The sequence below is a fragment of the Stenotrophomonas sp. B1-1 genome (genome assembly GCF_010894375.1).
Lineage (GTDB): Bacteria > Pseudomonadota > Gammaproteobacteria > Xanthomonadales > Xanthomonadaceae > Stenotrophomonas.
The window spans coordinates 86,218-105,193 of sequence record NZ_JAAIUZ010000005.1 but is presented as its reverse complement, the minus strand read 5'-3'; the positions used below and the strand labels follow the sequence as shown (position 1 = coordinate 105,193).

20 protein-coding genes and 1 pseudogene are annotated in these 18,976 nt (G+C 60.6%); 5 read left to right on the top strand and 16 right to left on the bottom strand.

Annotation, left to right across the window (positions count from 1 at the left end):
• Positions 1-20: 20 nt before the first annotated feature.
• Complete coding sequence (locus tag G4G00_RS03715; protein WP_164271323.1) at positions 21-311, top strand: hypothetical protein; 291 nt, start codon at positions 21-23, stop codon at positions 309-311.
• Positions 312-518: 207 nt separating this feature from the next.
• Complete coding sequence (gene dsr1, locus G4G00_RS03710; RefSeq protein ID WP_164271320.1) at positions 519-4,349, top strand: anti-phage defense-associated sirtuin Dsr1; 3,831 nt, start codon at positions 519-521, stop codon at positions 4,347-4,349.
• A 309-nt stretch (positions 4,350-4,658) separates the two neighbouring features.
• Here the strand turns inward: dsr1 and G4G00_RS03705 are convergent, their stop codons facing one another.
• On the bottom strand, positions 4,659-5,567 hold the full coding sequence (locus G4G00_RS03705) for a LysR family transcriptional regulator (protein ID WP_164271317.1): 909 nt from the start codon (positions 5,565-5,567) through the stop codon (positions 4,659-4,661).
• Positions 5,568-5,663: 96 nt separating this feature from the next.
• Between G4G00_RS03705 and G4G00_RS03700 the strand changes: the two genes are divergently transcribed.
• Entirely contained in the window at positions 5,664-6,503 is an 840-nt protein-coding gene (locus G4G00_RS03700; protein ID WP_164271314.1) for a type 1 glutamine amidotransferase domain-containing protein, read from the top strand.
• 9 nt (positions 6,504-6,512) lie between these two features.
• On the opposite strand, the gene G4G00_RS03695 is transcribed toward G4G00_RS03700, so the two are convergent.
• A complete protein-coding gene (locus G4G00_RS03695; RefSeq protein ID WP_164271311.1) occupies positions 6,513-6,776 on the bottom strand; it encodes a hypothetical protein in 264 nt (87 codons plus the stop codon).
• A 54-nt stretch (positions 6,777-6,830) separates the two neighbouring features.
• A complete protein-coding gene (locus G4G00_RS03690) occupies positions 6,831-7,175 on the bottom strand; it encodes a hypothetical protein (RefSeq protein ID WP_234413483.1) in 345 nt (114 codons plus the stop codon).
• Positions 7,176-7,238: 63 nt separating this feature from the next.
• Here G4G00_RS03690 and G4G00_RS22125 point away from each other — a divergent pair.
• A pseudogene (locus tag G4G00_RS22125) lies at positions 7,239-7,382 on the top strand (type 1 glutamine amidotransferase domain-containing protein); the annotation flags it as partial.
• A gap of 155 nt (positions 7,383-7,537) precedes the next feature.
• Here the strand turns inward: G4G00_RS22125 and G4G00_RS03680 are convergent.
• The 3 genes from G4G00_RS03680 to G4G00_RS03670 form a co-directional block, all read right to left on the bottom strand.
• Positions 7,538-7,879, bottom strand: a complete 342-nt coding sequence (locus G4G00_RS03680; protein ID WP_240336080.1) for a hypothetical protein — start codon at positions 7,877-7,879, stop codon at positions 7,538-7,540.
• A 156-nt stretch (positions 7,880-8,035) separates the two neighbouring features.
• Complete coding sequence (locus tag G4G00_RS03675; RefSeq protein WP_164271308.1) at positions 8,036-8,677, bottom strand: DUF1629 domain-containing protein; 642 nt, start codon at positions 8,675-8,677, stop codon at positions 8,036-8,038.
• Between the two features lie 234 nt (positions 8,678-8,911).
• On the bottom strand, positions 8,912-9,424 hold the full coding sequence (locus G4G00_RS03670; RefSeq protein WP_164271305.1) for a hypothetical protein: 513 nt from the start codon (positions 9,422-9,424) through the stop codon (positions 8,912-8,914).
• 64 nt (positions 9,425-9,488) lie between these two features.
• On the opposite strand from G4G00_RS03670, the gene G4G00_RS03665 reads away from it, so the two are divergent.
• Complete coding sequence (locus G4G00_RS03665; protein ID WP_164271302.1) at positions 9,489-10,271, top strand: 3-hydroxybutyrate dehydrogenase; 783 nt, start codon at positions 9,489-9,491, stop codon at positions 10,269-10,271.
• A gap of 128 nt (positions 10,272-10,399) precedes the next feature.
• On the opposite strand, the gene G4G00_RS21800 is transcribed toward G4G00_RS03665, so the two are convergent.
• The 10 genes from G4G00_RS21800 to G4G00_RS03615 all read right to left on the bottom strand — a co-directional run bounded on the left by G4G00_RS21800 (position 10,400) and on the right by G4G00_RS03615 (position 18,930).
• A complete protein-coding gene (locus G4G00_RS21800; RefSeq protein ID WP_205515520.1) occupies positions 10,400-12,226 on the bottom strand; it encodes an XVIPCD domain-containing protein in 1,827 nt (608 codons plus the stop codon).
• Positions 12,227-12,231: 5 nt separating this feature from the next.
• A complete protein-coding gene (locus G4G00_RS03655; RefSeq protein WP_164271299.1) occupies positions 12,232-12,843 on the bottom strand; it encodes a hypothetical protein in 612 nt (203 codons plus the stop codon).
• Positions 12,844-12,982: 139 nt separating this feature from the next.
• A complete protein-coding gene (locus G4G00_RS03650) occupies positions 12,983-13,306 on the bottom strand; it encodes a hypothetical protein (protein WP_164271296.1) in 324 nt (107 codons plus the stop codon).
• A 26-nt stretch (positions 13,307-13,332) separates the two neighbouring features.
• Positions 13,333-13,959 carry a hypothetical protein gene (locus G4G00_RS03645; protein ID WP_164271294.1) on the bottom strand — a complete coding sequence of 209 codons (627 nt, stop codon included), beginning with the start codon at positions 13,957-13,959 and terminating at the stop codon, positions 13,333-13,335.
• Positions 13,960-14,033: 74 nt separating this feature from the next.
• The gene (locus G4G00_RS03640) at positions 14,034-14,729 is read right to left on the bottom strand and encodes a hypothetical protein (RefSeq protein WP_164271291.1); all 696 of its coding nucleotides are present in this window, start codon (positions 14,727-14,729) and stop codon (positions 14,034-14,036) included.
• A gap of 106 nt (positions 14,730-14,835) precedes the next feature.
• Positions 14,836-15,015 (bottom strand): hypothetical protein, encoded by a 180-nt coding sequence (locus G4G00_RS03635; protein WP_164271288.1) that lies wholly within the window; start codon positions 15,013-15,015, stop codon positions 14,836-14,838.
• Positions 15,000-15,524, bottom strand: coding sequence for a hypothetical protein (locus tag G4G00_RS03630; RefSeq protein WP_164271285.1), 525 nt, complete (start codon positions 15,522-15,524; stop codon positions 15,000-15,002). The genes G4G00_RS03635 and G4G00_RS03630 overlap by 16 nt, the downstream gene beginning before the upstream one ends.
• Positions 15,521-15,883: a hypothetical protein gene (locus tag G4G00_RS03625; RefSeq protein WP_164271282.1), complete on the bottom strand. Its 363-nt coding sequence runs from the start codon at positions 15,881-15,883 to the stop codon at positions 15,521-15,523. Before G4G00_RS03625 ends, G4G00_RS03630 begins: the two co-directional genes overlap by 4 nt.
• Positions 15,884-16,585: 702 nt before the next feature.
• Positions 16,586-16,993 (bottom strand): chemotaxis protein CheW, encoded by a 408-nt coding sequence (locus tag G4G00_RS03620; protein WP_275898489.1) that lies wholly within the window; start codon positions 16,991-16,993, stop codon positions 16,586-16,588.
• A gap of 167 nt (positions 16,994-17,160) precedes the next feature.
• Positions 17,161-18,930 carry an EAL domain-containing protein gene (locus G4G00_RS03615; RefSeq protein WP_240336078.1) on the bottom strand — a complete coding sequence of 590 codons (1,770 nt, stop codon included), beginning with the start codon at positions 18,928-18,930 and terminating at the stop codon, positions 17,161-17,163.
• Between the last annotated feature and the right edge of the window lie 46 nt (positions 18,931-18,976).

Below are 18,976 nucleotides of genomic sequence, written 5' to 3'. Positions count from 1 at the left end.
TATCAAGAAAGGTGATTTTCGTGACTGGAATCGTAGTTAGTATTATTGCTATTGGTACGCGCGGTGAGGCAGCTGGGAAGGCATTCATCGCAAAACCGGACTCATGTGGTCGCTATGTGCTTAATCGCAAGCGCGCTTCTTCGTCTGACTCTCCAACCAACAACGCAGTGAACAAGGTATTTGCAACATCGCTTGACCAGGCCGCTGACCTATTGGCTACCAACGACTATCTGATCAATCTAGTCTCAGCTGACGGCAAGCGCGCGCTTCGCCAGTACAGCATGGTGCGAATCCAACGTGTTGGCGCCTAACAATTCGTTCAGGGCGAAGGCGCTTCGGGGCTTGCCGCTACAGACGCTCTTGCTCGGTGGCCCGAAGGATGGTTCTCGGGGATAAGAGGTTTCTCCAGTGCAAGCCGATGTCGACGCTACTTCGGGGCACGGTTTACTGTTGCATCGGACCCGCTGAGTCGAGCGATGACTCTGGGTGAGATATGTTTGCCAAAGGAATGACTCTGAATGCAGTTCATCGTCGATGGCCCTGATATCCCGGACGCGCTCTTGCAGGCGCACGAAGACGGCCGGGTGGTGTTCTTCTGTGGGGCGGGCATTTCCTACCCTGCAGGCCTGCCAGGTTTCAAGGGGCTGGTAGAGCAGATCTATCTGCGGAACGGTACGGCACTTTCGGACATTGAGCGTGAGGCCTTCGACCGAGGTCAGTTTGACGCAACCCTAGATTTGCTCGAAAGGCGCTTGCCTGGACAACGTCTGGCCGTTCGTCGAGCATTGGCGGAGGCGCTCAAACCAAAGCTTCGCCGAAATGGTGCAACTGATACACAGTCGGCGCTGATACGTCTTGCGCGCTGTCGCGAGGGCGCAGTCCGCTTGGTCACTACTAACTTTGACCGCATCTTTCACGCAGCTGCCAAACGCTCAGGCCAGACGTTTCAGGCCTATGCGGCGCCGATGTTGCCAATTCCGAAGAACAGCCGATGGGACGGGGTCGTCTATTTGCATGGATTGCTGCCTGAAAAGGCGGACGCCACCGCATTGAACCGCTTGGTTGTCACCAGCGGCGATTTCGGTCTGGCTTACCTCACTGAACGCTGGGCCGCACGCTTCGTAAGTGAGCTGTTCCGCAACTACGTAGTTTGCTTTGTGGGCTATAGCATCAACGATCCGGTGCTGCGTTACATGATGGATGCACTGGCAGCGGACAGGATGCTGGGCGAAGTCACTCCGCAAGCCTGGGCGCTGGGGGATTGCAAGCCGGGTGAGGAGCGCCGGGTAACGATAGAGTGGGAGGCCAAGGGCGTCACGCCTATCCTTTACTCCACCTATGCTGGAAGCTACCCCCATTCGGCGCTGCACCATACCTTGCACGCCTGGGCTGACACCTACCGCGATGGCGTTCAAGGGAAAGAAGCCATCATCGTCAAGCATGCTTTTGCACGCCCTCAGGACAGCACTCGGCAAGACGACTTCGTCGGGCGGACACTGTGGGCACTATCGGATAAGTCCGGTTTGCCGGCAAAGCGTTTTGCGGAGATCAATCCCGCCCCGCCACTAGACTGGCTTCTGGAGCCACTGTCGGACAATCGTTTTACGTTCAGCGATCTGCCGCGCTTCCGCATTCCGCCTCATACAGAAGTAAACAGCAAGCTGAGATTCAGTCTGATACGCCGGCCCGTCGCGTACGACCGGGCCCCTCCTATGCTGTTGGCTGGTGGCGGCTTGAGTAATAGCGATTGGGACGATGTGATGTTCCAGTTGGCCCGCTGGCTGGTGCGCTATCTCGATGACCCGAGGCTCATCATCTGGATTGCCGAGCGCGGGGGGCAGTTGCACGACCGTTGGCAGCGGTTGATCGAACAGCAGCTGGATCTCATTGCAAAGCTGGAGAGTGATGGCAAGACCTCTGAATTGGACGAAATGCGCTTGCACTCTCCCAAAGCCATTCCCGGCTCATTGATTCGCACTTTGTGGCGGCTCTTGCTTAGTGGGCGTTTGAAGTCACATTGGCGCAATGGCGATCTTTATCGATGGAAGAGTCGTCTGAAGCGTGATGGGTTGACCACAACTATGCGGCTAGAGTTGCGAAATCTTCTTGCGCCGATGCTGGTTCTGAAGAAACCGTTCCGTTGGGGCGAGGATGATTCGAGTGTGGGCAAAGAGATCACGCGTATCAAACAGTTGGTCGACTGGGAGCTAGTGTTGGGCGCTGATCACGTGCACGCGACTTTGCGCGACCTTTCCGACGAGTCCTGGCGGTCTGCGTTGCCGGCGCTGCTTGAGGATTTCCAGCAGCTCTTACGTGATGCATTGGACTTGTCGTGCGAATTGGGTGACGCGGACGACCGTAACGACCGCTCATACTGGGATTTGCCGTCCATTACACCGCACTGGCAGAACCGCGGCTTCCACGACTGGGTAAGCCTGATCGAACTGCTGCGCGATGCTTGGCTAGCGGTTCGCTCGGCCGATAGCGAGCGCGCGCGCCGCTACGCCGAAGGCTGGTTCGAATTGCCATACCCAACGTTCAAGAGATTGGCCCTGTTCGCCTCAAGCGAAGAAGAGAGCGTCCAGTCCAAGCAGTGGGTGGACTGGCTGCTGGCAGACGGAGCATGGTGGCTGTGGTCACCCAATACGGGGCGTGAGGTATTTAGGCTGCTTGTTCTGAGGGGGCGGCAATTGGAAGGTAACGTGCAGGAGCGTCTGGAAGCCGCAATTTTGGCTGGTCCGCCCCGTGATATGTACCGAGACGACTTGGAAGCAGGGCGTTGGCAGGACTTGGTGGCTCGCTCCGTCTGGCTACATTTGGCTAAACTCAGTTCATCAGGGCTTGCCTTGGGGGCGTCTGCGGCGGAACGTCTGGCTGAGTTATCCACTTCTTATCCGCAATGGCGGTTGGCCACCAATGAACGTGATGAATTCTCACATTGGATGAGCGGCACCGGCGACCCGGACCATCAAGAGAGCCGTGACGTCGACATTGCGCCCCGGAAACGACAGGGTCTGGTGCAGTGGCTAGCAAAGCCAATGCCCGAGCGGCGGCCATTTTACGAAGACACGTGGCGTGACGTTTGCCGCACGCGTTTCTTCCACAGTTTGCTCGCATTGAGCGATTTAGCAAGAGATGGCGTGTGGCCAGCTGAGCGATGGCGTGAGGCCCTGCAGACTTGGGCAGAAGATGAGACTGTCGCGCGATCTTGGCGTTACGCCGCGCCGCTAGTCTCGACAATGTCTGATGCCGTGCTTCAGGAAACTATCCGCGCCGTGGCGTGGTGGCTTGAAGCTGCATCCAAGTCCATCAAGTGCCACGAAGACATCCTGCTTGGCATTTGCCGCCGAGTATTGATGCTTCCGCTGGACGAGGAATCGGGCTCTCGCCTTGTACGTGATGGCGTAGAGGTGCATAACCCTGTCGGTGATGCGATCAATCATCCCATCGGACAGGTCACTCAGGCTTTGATCAATCTGTGGTTTAAAGAGGCTCCGAATGACAATGATCTTCTCACGGGGAGTCTAAAGCCAATCTTCACCTTGATGTGCGATGTACAAGTAGCGCGCTTTCGCCACGGTAGAGTTCTGCTTGGATCACAGCTGGTTGCATTATTTAGAGTTGATCGATCCTGGAGTGAACAATACCTTCTTCCGCTCTTTCGTTGGGAAGATCCCATAGAAGCAAAAGCCGTTTGGGAAGGATTTCTTTGGTCGCCGCGCTTGTATCAACCATTGATGATTGCCTTCAAGTCGCAGTTCCTCGATAGCGCAAATCACTATTCCGATCTGGGAGAGCATCGGCGGCAGTTTGCGACCTTCTTGACATACGCGGCGTTGGGGCCAACAGATGGATACACTGCTGAAGAGTTCCGATCTGCCTTTGGTGCGCTCCCACAGGAAGGCCTCGAAGCATCCGCACAGGCGCTAGTGCAAGCACTTGAAGGCGCAGCCGATCAGCGTGAAGAGTTCTGGAAAAATCGTGTGCAACCATTCTGGCAGCAGGTTTGGCCAAAGTCTCGCGACACGGCCACGCCGCGCATTGCCGATTCATTGACGCGCTTGGTGATTGCCTCCCGTGGAGAGTTTCCGGCAGCCGTGGCTGCAATGCAGGACTGGCTGCAACCGGTCGAACACCCGGACTATCTCTTGCACCTTTTGCACGAGTCGGGCCTGTGCAGAGATTTCGCGAGCGTCGCTTTGACGCTGCTGAATGTTGTGATTCGAGATCAACAATGGGTGTCGTTGGAGTTAAATGAATGCTTGGACGAGATCGCGGGGGCTGTGGCAGAGCTTGCGCAGGACGCACGTTACCTGCGGCTCCGCGAGATCGCGCGTAGACGCGGGTGATCCGCAAACGCGTTCTATGATTTAGTCCGTCGGGCTTCGCAATCAATGGCAGAGAGTGGTATTTTCCCGTCGCCTAGCAGAACGTGGTGGGCGTCCGTCTTTGTCCGGAAGCGAATGCCAGAGCTTGGCAATAGCATCTGCATCGAGTGGGTGGCGCGCATCCGCGCCGCAAAGTATGACGCGACACCCTCTCCGCAGCCGTTCATAGCCTACCCTTGGCGGAGACTGCGTCCAGTCAGCCTCATAGCCCGAAAATCGGCTCTGACTAAACACCTACAGCGAGCTTGGCAGCGTCAGCCACCCGCTAACCTAGACTCCAGCCGCATTCCCCACCAGCAACTCAATCATCGCCCTTGCCGCCGCCGACTGCCGCCGATGCGGCGCATAGATCACCGAGAACTGCCGCGACCGCCCGCGCAGTTGCGGCAACACCTCCACCAGCTGCCCACGCCGCAGCCGATCGCGCACGATGAACTCGTAACTCTGGCAGATGCCAATGCCCTGTTCGGCCAGCGACACCACGCCCAGCACATCGTCAGAGGTCTCAATCGACGAACGCGGCAGCCAGTCCATGTCGCGCCCGTCTTCGCGGAAGATCCAAGGCGCCAACCGCCCAGTACGCGGCATCACGAAGGGCAGGCACATGTGCTGCTGCAGGTCGTCCAGCGTCTGCGGGGTGCCGCGACGCTGCAGGTAGTCCGGCGCGGCCACCAGCAACAGTGGCGCGTCTTCCAGTTTCCGCCCCACCAGCCCGCTGTCCGGCAGCTGGCCCAGGCGGATGGCCAGGTCGAAGCCTTCGGCCACCAGGTCCACATTGCGGTTGGTGATGTTCAGTTCCACCTGCACCTGCGGATGCTGCTGCGCAAAGCGCGCCAGCACGGGCGGCAGCCGGTAGTGGCCATAGGTGGTGGGCACGCTCAGGCGCACGCGGCCTGCAAGTGCACCGTCCTGACCCTGTACGTCGCGCTCGGCGTCGTCCAGCAGGCCGAAGGCGGTGCGCACCTGTTCCAGATAAAGCCGGCCGGCGTCGGTCAGACCCACGCGGCGGGTGGTCCGCTGCAGTAGTTGCCGGCCCAGCCGTGCTTCCAGGCGGGTAACCGCGCGGCTCAGCACCGAGGGCGTGGTGGACAACGCCACGGCGCCGGCGGTGAACGAGCCGTGCTCGACCACCGCCAAGAACACCTCCACGTCGCCCAGGTAGTCGAACTTGCGGCTCATTTGGCTCTCCGGGGAACAGATGTTTTGCGATGGGGCCAATTTATCGCCGCTGGGGCGATGAATAAAGTGGCCGCGATTCCCCGATAGGAGCTCCCCATGAACCTGATGACCCGGCTGGCCGCAGCGCTGGCCCTGACCCTGGCCGCCAGCGGCGCGCATGCCGCCAATGTGCTGGTGGTGCTGTCCGACGAAAACCACCTGGACCTGAAGGACGGCAAGGTGCTGTCCACCGGCTTCTATCTCAACGAGCTGATGCAGCCGGTCAAGCTGCTGCTGGACGCGGGCCACGAGGTGACCTTCGCTACGCCGCGGGGGCGGGCGCCGACGGTGGATGCGTCTTCGGTGACGCCGGCGTACTTCGGCAACGATGCCGCGCAGCTGAAGCTGCACAAGGAGCTGCTGGAGAAGCTGGCGCTGACCTCGCCGACGGCCTCGCCGGTGCTCAGCCTGGCGCGCGTGGAGCAGCAGGGCTACGCGCGTTTCGATGCGGTCTACATTCCCGGTGGCCACGCGCCGATGCAGGACCTGTTGAAGAGCCCAGCGCTGGGCCGGTTGCTGGCCGATTTCCATCAGCGAAACAAGACCACCGCGCTGGTCTGCCATGGGCCGATCGCGCTGCTGTCCACGCTGCCGGATGCGGCGGGTTTCGTGGCGAAGCTGGAAGCGGGTACAACGCCGGCCACGCCGAAGTGGATCTACAGCGGCTACCAGATGACGGTGATCAGCAACCAGGAAGAAGAGCAGGCCAAGCCGATGCTGGGCGGTGGTGAGATGAAGTTCTACCCGCAGACCGCGTTGCAGCGGGCGGGGGCGAGGTTCAGCGGCAATACCACGCCGTGGACGGGGCATGTGGTGGTGGACCGCGAGCTTATTACCGGGCAGAACCCGGCTTCGGCGTTGGAAGTGGGGCAGCGGTTGGTGGAGCGGTTGAAGTAGGGCGGCTTCTTACCGTGGATCTTTCACAGGCCCTTTCTTGCTGTTGATGATCTCTACGAGCTGTGGATGCTTTTGCTCGAAATCCCTCTTCTCCTCTTCTGCTTGTCTTGCATTTTCATAGTCCCCAATGGACCGGATACCTCCATCGCCATGCCTTTGGGCGCACGCCTCGTCCGCACTACAAAGAGTCTTGTATTGCCGCACGAGGCTTTCAATGTCTTCGTCGGAGTACAGGCGGCGCAGGTCGTAGAAAGCGGGGTCTCTAACGGGCATGTGTCCATCATCCTTGCGGTCGTGAGGGTCTAGGGAAGTCCGGCCGGTCCAGTCTTAGCCCATGTTTGCATCAAAGTAGGCGCGCAACTCGCTGAGATTGGCCATGCCTATGTTGCTGGATCGGGCAAACGACATCAGTCGCTCTTTCTCCGAGGCGCGTTCAATTGCCTGCGGGTCTCCCGATGCCTTGGCGTCCGCGAGCTCGGTGCGCGCTTCGATGATGAATGATTCCAGTCGGCCCACCAGTGCATTGATTGCGTCGTCAAATGGCATCAATGAAACTTCCAGAGAGCGTTCTGCTGATCGATTCAGAACTTGCTGCAATCGCTCGATATGCTCCGGGTAGTCTTTGAGCAGTTCACGAAGCTCTGTAGGGATTGGGGGAGGGGGCATGGGCATTACTGGCATCCATTAAGGGGTCCGTAGACTGTGCCAGGATCGGACCAGGAAACCGGGGGCAGGTCATTGCAGCTGGCAGGTGCAAAGTTCAGCAGCAATACCACGCCGTGGACTGGGCATGTGGTGGTGGGCCTCGAGCTGATTACTGGCCAGAACCCGGCTTCGGCGCTGGAGGTGGGGCCGCGGTTGGTGGAGCGGTTGAAGTAGGGCGGCCCGTGGGTAAGGGACTGTTCGGTTGCTGGAGTCGATCTGTGCTCGCTGGTTGCTGTCCTTTTGGTCGTTTTCTTCGACGGGGCGCGATGGGGAGAGCATCCACGCATGGGTGGATCTACTGTCGTTCAGTGCACCGGAGGGCATCAGCGTTACCTGATGTTGGCGTCAAAGTAGGCGTGCAGCTCGCTGAGATCTGCCAGGCCAATGTTGCTGGACCTGGCAAAGGACATCAGCCGTTCTTTCTCTTTGGCTCGTTCAAGCGCCTGCGAGTCGCTTGCTGCCACAGCGGCGTCTATTTCAGCGCGGGCTTCTCTCTTGAAGGCAGTAACGCAGTCTTCCAACAGCCAGACAGCAGCCTCAAACGGAGGGGCGTAATTCTGTCGCCCGTCGCTCACTGAAATGAGAGCCTCCTGCAGCTGTTTGATGTGCTCCGGATAGTCCTTTAGCAGTTCCCGGAGCTTCGCCGGTACCGGTGGGGCGGTCAGAGTCATGGTGGTCACCTTGAGGGCCTTGCTTTCCCGCGCTCTGCAGCTTGGCAAGCAGTGAACTGCTCTTGAGCGTCTGCTGCTCGATGGTGTGATGGTCCTGAAGATGCGTGCGGTAGTTAGGCATGATCAGGTTCTTTCTCTATTGCCGATACTGCCGGTTCAGCGGTTCACAACGTCTTCGAACCAGAGACCGTTGGACTTCCTGGGCGTGACGATTCCGGCAGCCTCCACGGCATCTTTGAATGTGCGGTCGCAGAACACCCCTCCATGGAACGCCAATCTGAACACGTGGGCCGAATCCAGAACCTCACGCTTGAACGCCAGCCGGACATCACCCGTGAGCCCGTAATACTTGCCGGCTTCAAACTCATCACTAATCTCGATGTCGAGTGTAGACGCCTCCTCATCCAAGGCATTCAATGTACGCACCACATCGCAGAGGTAGTAGGTGGGCCCCTTTGAACCGTCGGCCAAGCGATAGTCGGTTTCGGCGAAGTCGAATGCGTCGGGGTCGACCTCCTCCATCACCTGCCGCAGGCGCTCGGAGACCAGCCAATAGCCACTCATCCCGCCTTCCAGATCCTCGGGAAATACACCCTCGCGAGGGTGATAGACCAAGCGTGGGGTCTCGCGCAGCGGTGGGAAACCCCCGGCCTTGGGCAACAGAATGAGTCTGGGTGGGGTAAGTAGTGCGTTCTCGTTCTCAAAGACTACGCCATGCCCCTTGCCACCTCGGAAAACATCCGGCTGCAATTGGTAGAACTCGCCTTTCCGGGGCTGATTGGTAGACGTCGATTCCATGCGTTGGGTCCGGTCCTGTCGCTGCGTTATCGGACTTTGTCTCGAATAGCCTACCCTTGAGCCCGCTGGCGTGCCAAATTGCATCTCGGTGGGAGAAATGCGCCAATGCGTGGGGCCCATAGGCTACAGCCAGTGACCAAGGAGACAGAAGCCAGGTGCTGAGAGCGAGAGTGTGACAGGGACCCCACTCAGTGCGTGCTGATCACGACATCGACTGCTCGTAGTTATGTTCGCTCAAGGCTCGAACCCCTGAAAATAGGCTTGAATGGACTCATCCCCTATCCACTGCCGCTGCAGGCGTGCTCTAAGCATCAGTCTTTCCTTTTCAGCTGCATCCGCAATCGCTCTGGCATCCCCTGACGCTTCGGCGCTCGCAAGCTCATCGCGTGCTTCGATGATGAACGTAGCCAGCCTTCCTTCCAATGCGGATATCGCATCGTCGAAAGGCATCAACGAAACTTGCCGGGATCGCTCAGCGGATCGATTGAGTGCCTCCTGCAGCCTTTCGATGTGCTCCGGATAGTCTTTGAGGATTTCGCGAAGCTTTCCGGGAAGCGGCGGGGAGGACTGGGGCATGTCTGCAAATCCTTCCTGCTGAATGAGGCTTTGCATCCAGTATGCGCGCGACTCTGCATGAGTCAATGGACTAGCCAGCCGGTCGTAGACAAATGCCATTTGCCACGCAGGCGAGGGGCGGTGGCCTTCGGGGGCTGCTTCGTAGTCGGAACGATAGGATCTGATGCGCATGCGTGAAGAGCATCTAGGCGGAGCGTGGATCTACACTGTGCCTCCGTCCCAAGGAGTCTCGCCCATGTTCAGTGGAAAGGTCGCGGTAGTCACCGGCTCCACCAGCGGTATCGGTCTTGGCATCGCCACCGCGTTGGCGCGGCAGGGGGCCGACATCGTGCTCAATGGCTTCGGCGATGCGACGGAGATCGAACGCATCCGCTCCAGCCTGTCGAACGAGTTCGGGGTGCGAGTGGCACACGATGGCGCCGACCTTTCTAGCGGCGAAGCAGTACGGGAAATGATCGCCCGTGCCGTGGCCACGATGGGTCGCATCGACATCCTGGTGAACAACGCTGGCATCCAGCACACCGCGTCGATCGAGGAATTTCCGGTCGAGAAGTGGGAAGCGATCCTGGCGCTGAATCTATCGGCGGTGTTCCATGCAACGGCGGCGGCGCTGCCGCACATGAAGCAGCAGGGATCGGGCCGCATCATCAACATTGCGTCGGTACACGGGCTGGTTGGCTCGGTGAACAAGTCCGCCTATGTGGCGGCCAAGCACGGCGTGGTCGGGTTTACCAAGGTGACGGCGCTGGAGAATGCGGGCACCGGCATCACCGCCAACGCCATCTGCCCGGGTTGGGTACGCACGGCACTGGTGGAACAGCAGATCACCGCGCTGGCGGAGCGGGAAGGGACCGATCAGGAAGCCGCGGCCCGTGAGCTGCTGGCCGAAAAGCAACCTTCGCTGCAGTTCGTGACGCCGGAGCAGCTGGGGGACATGGTGGTGTTCCTTGCCTCGGAAGCCGCAGCGCAGATTACGGGTACGGCACTCCCGATGGATGGCGGTTGGACCGCCCGATAACGGGTGCACGCGTACGCCGCTACCCTGGATTCCAGGTCGCCCGTTCCGATTTGGCGCGGACATTTCGGCGTAGGTCGGCTCGTCTGGGACAGGAATGTGCTCTCTTGAAGCCGAGGCTGTCCAGTTGACTACATGGATCGAGCTGTAGCGGCGTCCAGTACCGCAACGTCGCGCTGCAGGCTGGCCTGGATATCCTCTGCCTTGGTCTGCTGCATATCCTGTACCTGAGCCAGGCGTTGATCAGCAGGCAACGAGAGTGCATCTTGCATCGTCATACTAGCCCTGTGGGCAGCCGGATCGGGGGAGGGGTGGCCGCATCGCCAGAGGTGGAGAAACTGTCCTCCATTCATCGCATCGTTCCCGGTGCTGCACGCAATTCTTACATCGTCCTGCGCTGTAAAGCCCTTGTCAGTGGCCATCAGCAGCAAGCTGGCACTCAGTCGATCGCTGTGCTCATCCCACGATTTTCCAACGCTCGAGTCGAGATCACGCACCCCATTCCGAATCTTGTCAAACAGTGCAGCGTCGATATTCTTCGCGCTCTCCGTTTGACTCTGGTCTGGCGTTGGGTCGAACTCAGGCGAGGGATAGATGTGTTCGTGCGAGTCTCGGGTGTGTTGGAAGAGCCCTCGCGTCGGCGGCGTGGTGCTTGTGTCCCAATACTCCTGGGGGGTTGCTGCCGTCGCTGCGGGTAAGGTGATTCCATTGCGTTCAAGTAGGCGTTCGTCAAGCCTGAGCCGCTGCATGTCTAGCTGCATCTTTGGCTCTACGCCAGCGACAGGGTGCGCATAGGTCCGGTCATATGCAATGGCGCGGCTGACGGCGCCAGCTCCATAGTAATTTGGGTAGTCCGAGTCACCGTGGAATCCTTTGCCGATGGTCTGACTTGCAGGGAGCCCCTGGGCACCGAGAGGAGGCTTGTTGAAGTAATATCGCTCTTGAGTGGCGACATTCTCCTCAGTCATGGACAGTGTGCCGTCGCTATTGAAATTGAATCCCTCGCGCGGCTTGGCGTGCCCTGGTCTTGTCGGATCATTCTCGATGAAATCACCCGTGCGGCTGATGCGCAGATTCATCATCGTAGTCAGATCGGCGGCAGGCTCTCTCTGGCGAACGCTGTCAACGAACGCGTTCCATCCGGCAATTTGAGCCTTTGCCTCATCTCGGCGATTGCTAGCTACCAGTTGCTCAATGGGAGCCGTGTAATCATTGGTTGGATTGTTGTCTTCCGCGATTCGCCTTGCAGACCTATCAAAATCCCGATAGGCGGCCGCCACTTCGACTTGATTAAAAGCGTGCTGGGTTTCGTGGCCCAGAACGAATGTCAGGTCCGCAGCTGCTTTGGAGTGGTGAAATGCTGCCGCCGGCTGATCAAGCGTCTTCGGCGGAATGCTCATGGTCTTGCTGCCGGGATTAAATGTTCCTCCAGCGATGGTTCCACTGAGCGGCGCGAAGTGCTCGAGCAGCATATGCGGTCCGCCGCTGTCTCTGGACTGTCGATTGCTGTTGTCAACCGTCGTTACAGCGCGCTTCATCTCATTCGCGAGCGTCGGCGACCCATTGATGGTCGTTTGGAGGTTCGAGACCATGTCCTGCGATACGATGCAGTTCTGGCCATCGGAATCCGTATAGGTGCTATGAGCGAACCGAATGCTCATTTCCTGCAGCCGCAGGGCGCCTCTTAGCCCTTGATCCAGCCCGGGTCCGGATGCCAAGCCGGGAAGTGTTACGACTCCTGTCGCCTTTTCGTATGTCCCGATCAACTGTCCCTGATTGCTCTGGCCGTGCGAAAATCCCGTCAAGTTGCCTGTCGCCGCCTGCTCGTTGAATCGCTGAGTCAGATCAGAATCACCGCTGATGGTTGCGCGCAACAGTGCCGCCTGCTCAGGTGAAACGCCCGCTTGATTTGAGTATTCAACGAGAATGGCTTGCAATTGCGCATTGGGAGATGTCATTCCTTTTACTCTCCGAATTTATGGATGCTCAGCGAGTTCACGCAGTCGCGCCCTGGTCTGCCCGCTACAGATGGAACGTGGTGCGGAATGATCTGAACGAGAACGTTGTTGCGCGTGTACCTGAGGGCCAGGATCCATCCGATCTCGCTGTAGGAGATTGGTTCTGGCTTGAAGCCAAAGGATTCTATCGAGGCTCTGTAAGAATCAAGCTCGAGTTCGCAAGGGGGATGTCTTTCATCAGCGCCTTCATTTGACTTCATCAGCGTCAATGCGGTGTTCGAGTTTTCGGAGAAGGATCTGTCGAAGGTGTAGGTAACGCTGTACTGCCAATCGCCACTGGGTAGCTTCAGCGTGTAGAATCCCGATTTTCCGTCTATGTCGGGAGTGAGCTTCCTGCCGATCGCCTCTTGGATGTAATCCGGCGTCAGTTCTCTGAAGTCACTAGTGTTCTTTATCATTTCTAGAAAACGCTGGCCCAGCTCCTCGGCAGTGATTTCAGTTTGCGCTGTCATGCTCGATTCCGTCCTTTCGGTTCTTGCCTTCATGGCGACGTTTGCGTTGCATGCGGTTGCGACAAGAAGCAACGATGCAATCAGACATCTGTTAATTGCGCCCATGCTTGGCTCCTCCGTTACCTGAAGCGAAATTACTCTACTTCTCTCCGAAAGCGATGTTTCGCTGCGTCAGTGCGCAGTGCAGCGACGTATGTGTGACATTGGCCACAGTTCCAGAGGGGGAGGGGGGCTTCCATAGCGCCTAATCCGACAGTGGATGGCGCTTCCCATGGATGGCGGTTGGCCAGCGGAAATGCAGGGCGCGCAGGCGAACGGCGCGCTGGATCGACTGTGCCAGTGTCCCGGTGTCGGATCGGAAGAACGCATCGCAGCTTCGTACATCGTAGAAGAGCGCGAGATCACTCAGCTGGCTGGCCGCCTTCGAGGCCAGTTCGCCCGGCGTGTCCAGGTACGCCAGCAGAGAGGTCTCGGCCTGCTTGGCATTGCCCTTTGCTTGAGCATGCTCAAGCCATTCCCGGCATTCCTGGGCCAAGGCGTTGAGCGATGGATGGGCAATCAGCTTCATGTGTTCTCTTCCCTTGAACGACGCCGCTACTTTGCGTCCATGGGTTCGGCTTGTGATGGGCCGAATGCATGTGCACTCAAGGTCCTGACACAGTCGCGTTCCGGTCGGTTGGCGGATGACGGAAGGTGATGCGAAATGATCTGCACCCGAAGATTCTTCCGTGTGTAGTTGAACGCTGCGATCCGACCAAAATGGTTGTAGGCGGGAGGCTCGGCAGCGAACCCCATGGCCGCCAATGAGGCTTGGTACCTTCGAAGCTCAAGCTCGCAGGGCGCATTGCTTTCGTAGGCCGTCTCCCGGGACCTGATCAGATCGACCGCAATGTTCGAGTACTGCGGGTGAGCATCGTCGAAGTTGTAGACCACGCTGTACTGCCAGTCTCCATCAGGCATAAGCAGAGTGTAGAACCCGCTGCCATCTGCATCTGCAATGAAGGGGACACCCATGGCCCGTTGAACAGACGCTGCCGTCAGCTGACTGAAGCTCTCTGTGTGTTCCAGCAGTGCTAGAAAGCGCCGGCCCAGCTCCGCGGGTGTCAGACCCGTGTGGGCAGTGGCGCTCGATGATGCCACGTGCTGATCGGCTACAGCGCCGGCAGGGCGTGATGCCAGAAAAAGCGCCAATACTATGAAAGTTGTGCGGAGGATCTGCATGCAAGAACTCCATCTCCCCAGTTGTGATGCAACTTCGGTATCGCGAAATGCCACCACGAACGCATTGCGCAGGATCAGTCATCGCTGGGAGCAATGTCGAACGTTACGGTGCGGCCACAGGTCGGCTTGTCCAGACGATCCACGGCAATGTGCACATACAATGTCAGCTGCGATTCGACCGGTTTGTAGAACAGGATCCGGTCATCGTCACCGAAGGTGGGTACATACATCTTGAACCGATCGGCCAGCAGTGGTGCTTTCAGTTCATCAACGCTCAAACACAGGGTGGGTGGGTCGAGCGACAACCGCACAGAGCTCGCTACAGGAACGGTGGTGGACATCGATACTGTCCACGCGTAGGTGCCCGCGTCGAATTTGCCCGCAGTGCCGCGTTGCCGCCCTTCGGCGTCGTACGGAAGCGTAATGCCGAGCGCACGCTGCACCCGGTCGGGCTCGGTGTCGGCGTAGCGGCGCAAGGCGCGGGCCAGTGAATGCACCTGATCGATAAGCCTGGACGCGCTGAGTGCAGGCCCGGGTTTCAGCGGGGGCTCCTCTTTTAACGTTAAAACGGGTCCGTGGACATCTGAGATCACGCTGTCGACGATCGCGGCCGCCTTGTCCTGTTCGCGCTGCACATCGGCGTTGGTTACGGGCGGGATAGGTTCCGGCCGTTGGGGCGGTGGCGCCTGCGCACCTGCGGGAGTGGCCAGGGCCAGCACGCCTGCCAGTAGCAGCAAGACGCGGGGATGTTGATCGCGATAGCTGTCCATTGCTCGCTCACCAAACGCCGAATGCCCGCAGTCTAGCCCGAAGGATTGCAGAGCGGGGTGGGCGGCGTAGGTGAAGCTGCCTTGGCTGTACTTGGCCGGCACACTGTTAGAACACCGGCAGCAACCCCAACTCATACATCCGCATCTCCAACACGTTCGCCACCCGCACATGCTTCTTGTCGGCCAGCTTGAACGCCCCATCCACCGACACCACAATCGATCCCCCCGGCGCGGGCAGAATCAACGCGGCCTGTGGGAGCTCCGCCGCGCTCACTGCCCTGCGCACGTACGCCATCCACCCCAGGCAGTGCCGCCGGGGTAGCTTGCGCAGGCATCGTGGTAGTTCTGGAATCGCCCGTTCAAGCGGTCGTAGACGTCGGCAAATGCGTAGCGGGTGCCCAGTTCGCTTTCCAGCACCGCCAGCATGATGCCGGCGATCCAGCGGGTGGGGTTGGGCTGCACATCGGCGGGTCGGTGGACGACCACGGTCATGCTGCCGACGCCCGGGCTGTAGTTGACACTCATTAGCCCGGGCAGGCGTTGCCCGGTTGGCCGGTTCAACAGCGATGCACTGAACGTGCGCACGGTCGCCAGTTCCGCGCGCACCCGCAGGCGATGCACCACGGCCGCCGCATCATCCAGCCGTAGCGGCACCTGGCCGGGGGCGTTTACTTCGCAGTACCAGGTGTCGCTGCCGGGGAAGCGCTGCAGCAACTCGACCAGCTGCAGATAGGCAACCTGATAATCGGTGTGGTGGTGTTTGGCGATCTGGAAGCGGAGAACGACGCTGATCATCCGCGCGGCCGGATGTCCTGGCACACCAGTTCGGCTAGGCTGCGGCAGGCCAGGAACAGGCCATCGACCACGCCTTCGCTCAGGTGCCGGTCGGGTGTGGCCACGGCGCGGCAGCGCTCTGCGGCGTGCAGCACTTCGGCCACGGTGAGCAGACCGGCGGCGGCGCGGTCAGTACGGGCCAGGGCCATGCGGCGGCCGAGGGTCAGGTGCGTTTCCGGCCAGGGTTGGCCGTCGGCGCCTTCGCCCGTGCGGATGCGGTCGAGGCAGCCGAGCAGGGTGCTGAGGTCGGGCGAGGGGTTTTCGTCGTCGTTGATGGAATCAGCGGGGGCGCTGAAGGGCAGGGCGTTCGGTGCAGTCATGGCGTCGGCTTCCGTGGCAAAGGCACAGCAGCGCCACCCGCGTTAGGCGGGGTGGCGGACGGTACGTGGCTGCAAACCGGGATGATGTAGCGCCATTGAACCGGTGGATCCGAAGATCCCCACGCACCGCCCGCCATAGACGGCCGACGGATTGCCCGCCGGCACCGGTTAAGGACGGTGCCGACGGGCAAGCGTAAACAACAGCGCAGACATCAGTACGGGTTTGCAGACCCGGCCACCCGTTGTCGGTGGCACGCCATGTTGTTTACGCATGCACGCTCGCTTCAATCAGAAAAATCCGAAACGTGCAGATGCATCGAAAGAGCGGAGAGGATTGTCGCATGCACAATCAGCGGCACATGCGACACGAGAGCGCTCGCCCGTGCCGCAGGCGAGTTTGACGCGACATGCGATGGCGCAAACGGCGCGAAAAGCCCGGAGATGCGTGACGTTTTCCGCTTAGGAGTCGTTGTATGAGGCATGCCGCACGAGAGCGCGGCAGACAGAGCGCGTGCAGCGATGTGGCACATCCGGCCGATTTGGCGTGCCGACTGCGTCATGGGCCGCTGCGTTCGCCCGGCCTGGCCCGGCGCTACCGGAGGGTGTTGCGGGCGCGGTGGGGTAGCGCCGGGCCGTGCCCGGCGGCGCGAAAGGGCGTCGCGGGTGGGGTGCGGTAGCGCCGGGCCATGCCCGGCGACGTGATCACGCGGCGATCAACAAAACCGGGTCGATCAGCGGCAACACGCCCTTGGCACCCAGAGCGATAGTCTGCCTACAGAACACAAACCCCAGCGGATTGACCGCCCGCACCCGCTCGCGCGGGACGCTTTCGATCTCGCCCACTTCGTCCACGGCCAAGGCCAGCACCTCTGCACTTGCCTGCACCAGCAGCATCGCCGGGCAGGCGGACCCGAACGCAGCCAGCCCGCTGAGCCGGCGCAGGTCGACCACCCTCAGTGCTTCTTCGCGCACGGTAACGGTGGGGCGGCCTTCGCCGCGTGTGCGGTTGAAGGTTTCAGGGCCACGGATTTCCACAGCGGCCTGCACGTCCACGGCAAACCACTGCTCACCCGCGCGTACGGCCAGGAATTCGAAAAAGTCATGCGACAACGGGGCCGGTTGACCGGCCAAAGGGGAATGCGGCTGCAAGGGAAATCCGGGGGAAGGGGCGCTGCTGATGCGCCGCAATAATGCCGTGCCGGAATGCCCGGTTGTGTGCGCGACAGATGAAGGCCGACGCGCACATTCAGCTTCTGCTGGGCATGTGCCCCCGGGTGTCAGGTCTGGGCGAAGGGCGCGGCTTCCAGCTGCCGGGCCAGATCTGCCGCGCTGATCGGGCGGGACAGGGCAAACCCCTGGATCTCATCGCAGCCATAGGCCTGCAGCAGGGCCACCTGTTCCGGGGTCTCGGCGCCTTCGCCCACGGTGTTGTAGCCCAGGCCGTGGGCCAGGCTGATGACCGCCTGCACCTTCAACTGGGCGCGCCTATCGGTGGGCAGGTCGTCGATCATCGACTTGTCCAGCTTGATGGTGTGGATGGGCAGTTCGGTGAGGTAGCCGAAGTTGCTGTAGCCACTGCCGAAATCATCGATGGCCACGCGCACGCCGGCCGCGGCCAGCTGCTGCAGTTGTTCGCCGGGCAGCGAATCGGCATGCAGCCATTCGCCTTCGGTGATCTCGATTTCCACATCGCTGCAGGACAGCCCCTTGCACAGCAGCGCGGAAATGAAGGCATCGGCCATGCCCTTGCGGGACACATCGCGCGCGGACAGGTTGATGGACAGGGTGAGGCTGAGGCCTTCGCGCCGCCATTGCGCCAGCTGGCTGAAGGCGTGTTCCAGCACCCAGGCGGTAACGCCATCCATCAGCGTGGTGCGCTCGAATACGGGAATGAACTCGGCCGGGCTGACCGCGCCCAGCTGCGGGTGGTTCCAGCGCAACAGCACTTCGGCCGCCACCGGGGCAAGATCATGGGCACGGAAGCGCGGCTGGTAGACCAGGTGGAACTGGTCCTGCTGCAGCGCCTGCTGGCCGTCGGTGGCCAGACGGTAGCTGCGCTGCAGGCGTTCATCGCGGCTGGGCGAGTACCAGCAGCAGGTAACCTGGCTGGCAAGGGCCGAGCCGAGCGCGATCATCATCTTGCGCAGCACATCGTCGGCACTGTCACGGCCCAGGGCGGCCTCGCACAGGCCGGCATGGAACTGCGGCGCCAGCGGAACCGATGCCGCCATCAACGGGCGGATGAGATCGTCGTGCAGCAGGTGAACCAGGCGTTCGATGGCTTCGCGCGCGGGCAGTTCCACCACGAAGGCGAAGCGGGTGGCGCCCACATGGTAGACCTGGGCCACGCCGTCGAGGGCCAGGTTGAGGCGTACGCCCGCACGGCGGATCAGTGCTTCCAGCGGCACCATGCCCAGCACCTGGCCGGCCTCGTGGGCGCGCGGCAGATCCAGGATGTCGATCATTACCGCGAAGCACGGCTGGCCCGGCGTGCGCACCGCGCGCGCGGCGTAATCGATGGCGAACTGGTGGCGGTTGGGCAGGCCACTGACCGGATCGCGACGACCGCTGAGGGTGCGCAGCTCCAGTTCGTTCATCACCGCCATGCCCAACGTCTGCAGTTGCCGACGGTCATCGGCGGAAAACTGCCGGGGCACGCTGTCCATCACGCACAGCGCACCGATGGGCACACCGTTGGCGGCCACCAGTGGCGTACCGGCATAGAAGCGCAGGTGCGGTGGCCCGGCCACCAGCGGCAGGCTGGAAAAACGCGGATCCACGCGCAGGTCGTTGATGACCTGGCCGGCGGGGGAGCCGATGGTGTGGGCGCAGATGGAATCGCGGATATGCGATTCGGCCACGTCCAGGCCTTGGCGTGATATCAGCCGCTGGCGATCTTCTTCAATGAGCGAGACGAAGGCCACCGGCGTGCGGAAGGTGCGCGCCGCCAGGTCGGTCAGCCGATCCAGCGAGGCGCCCGCGGCGTCGTCCAGGACGTCCAGGACGTCCAGCGTCGACATGCGTTCTTCGGTACGGGTAGGGGCCATGTGCGTGTTCCGGTTGAACAGGGGCGCCATAGAGCCGAAGCAGTGC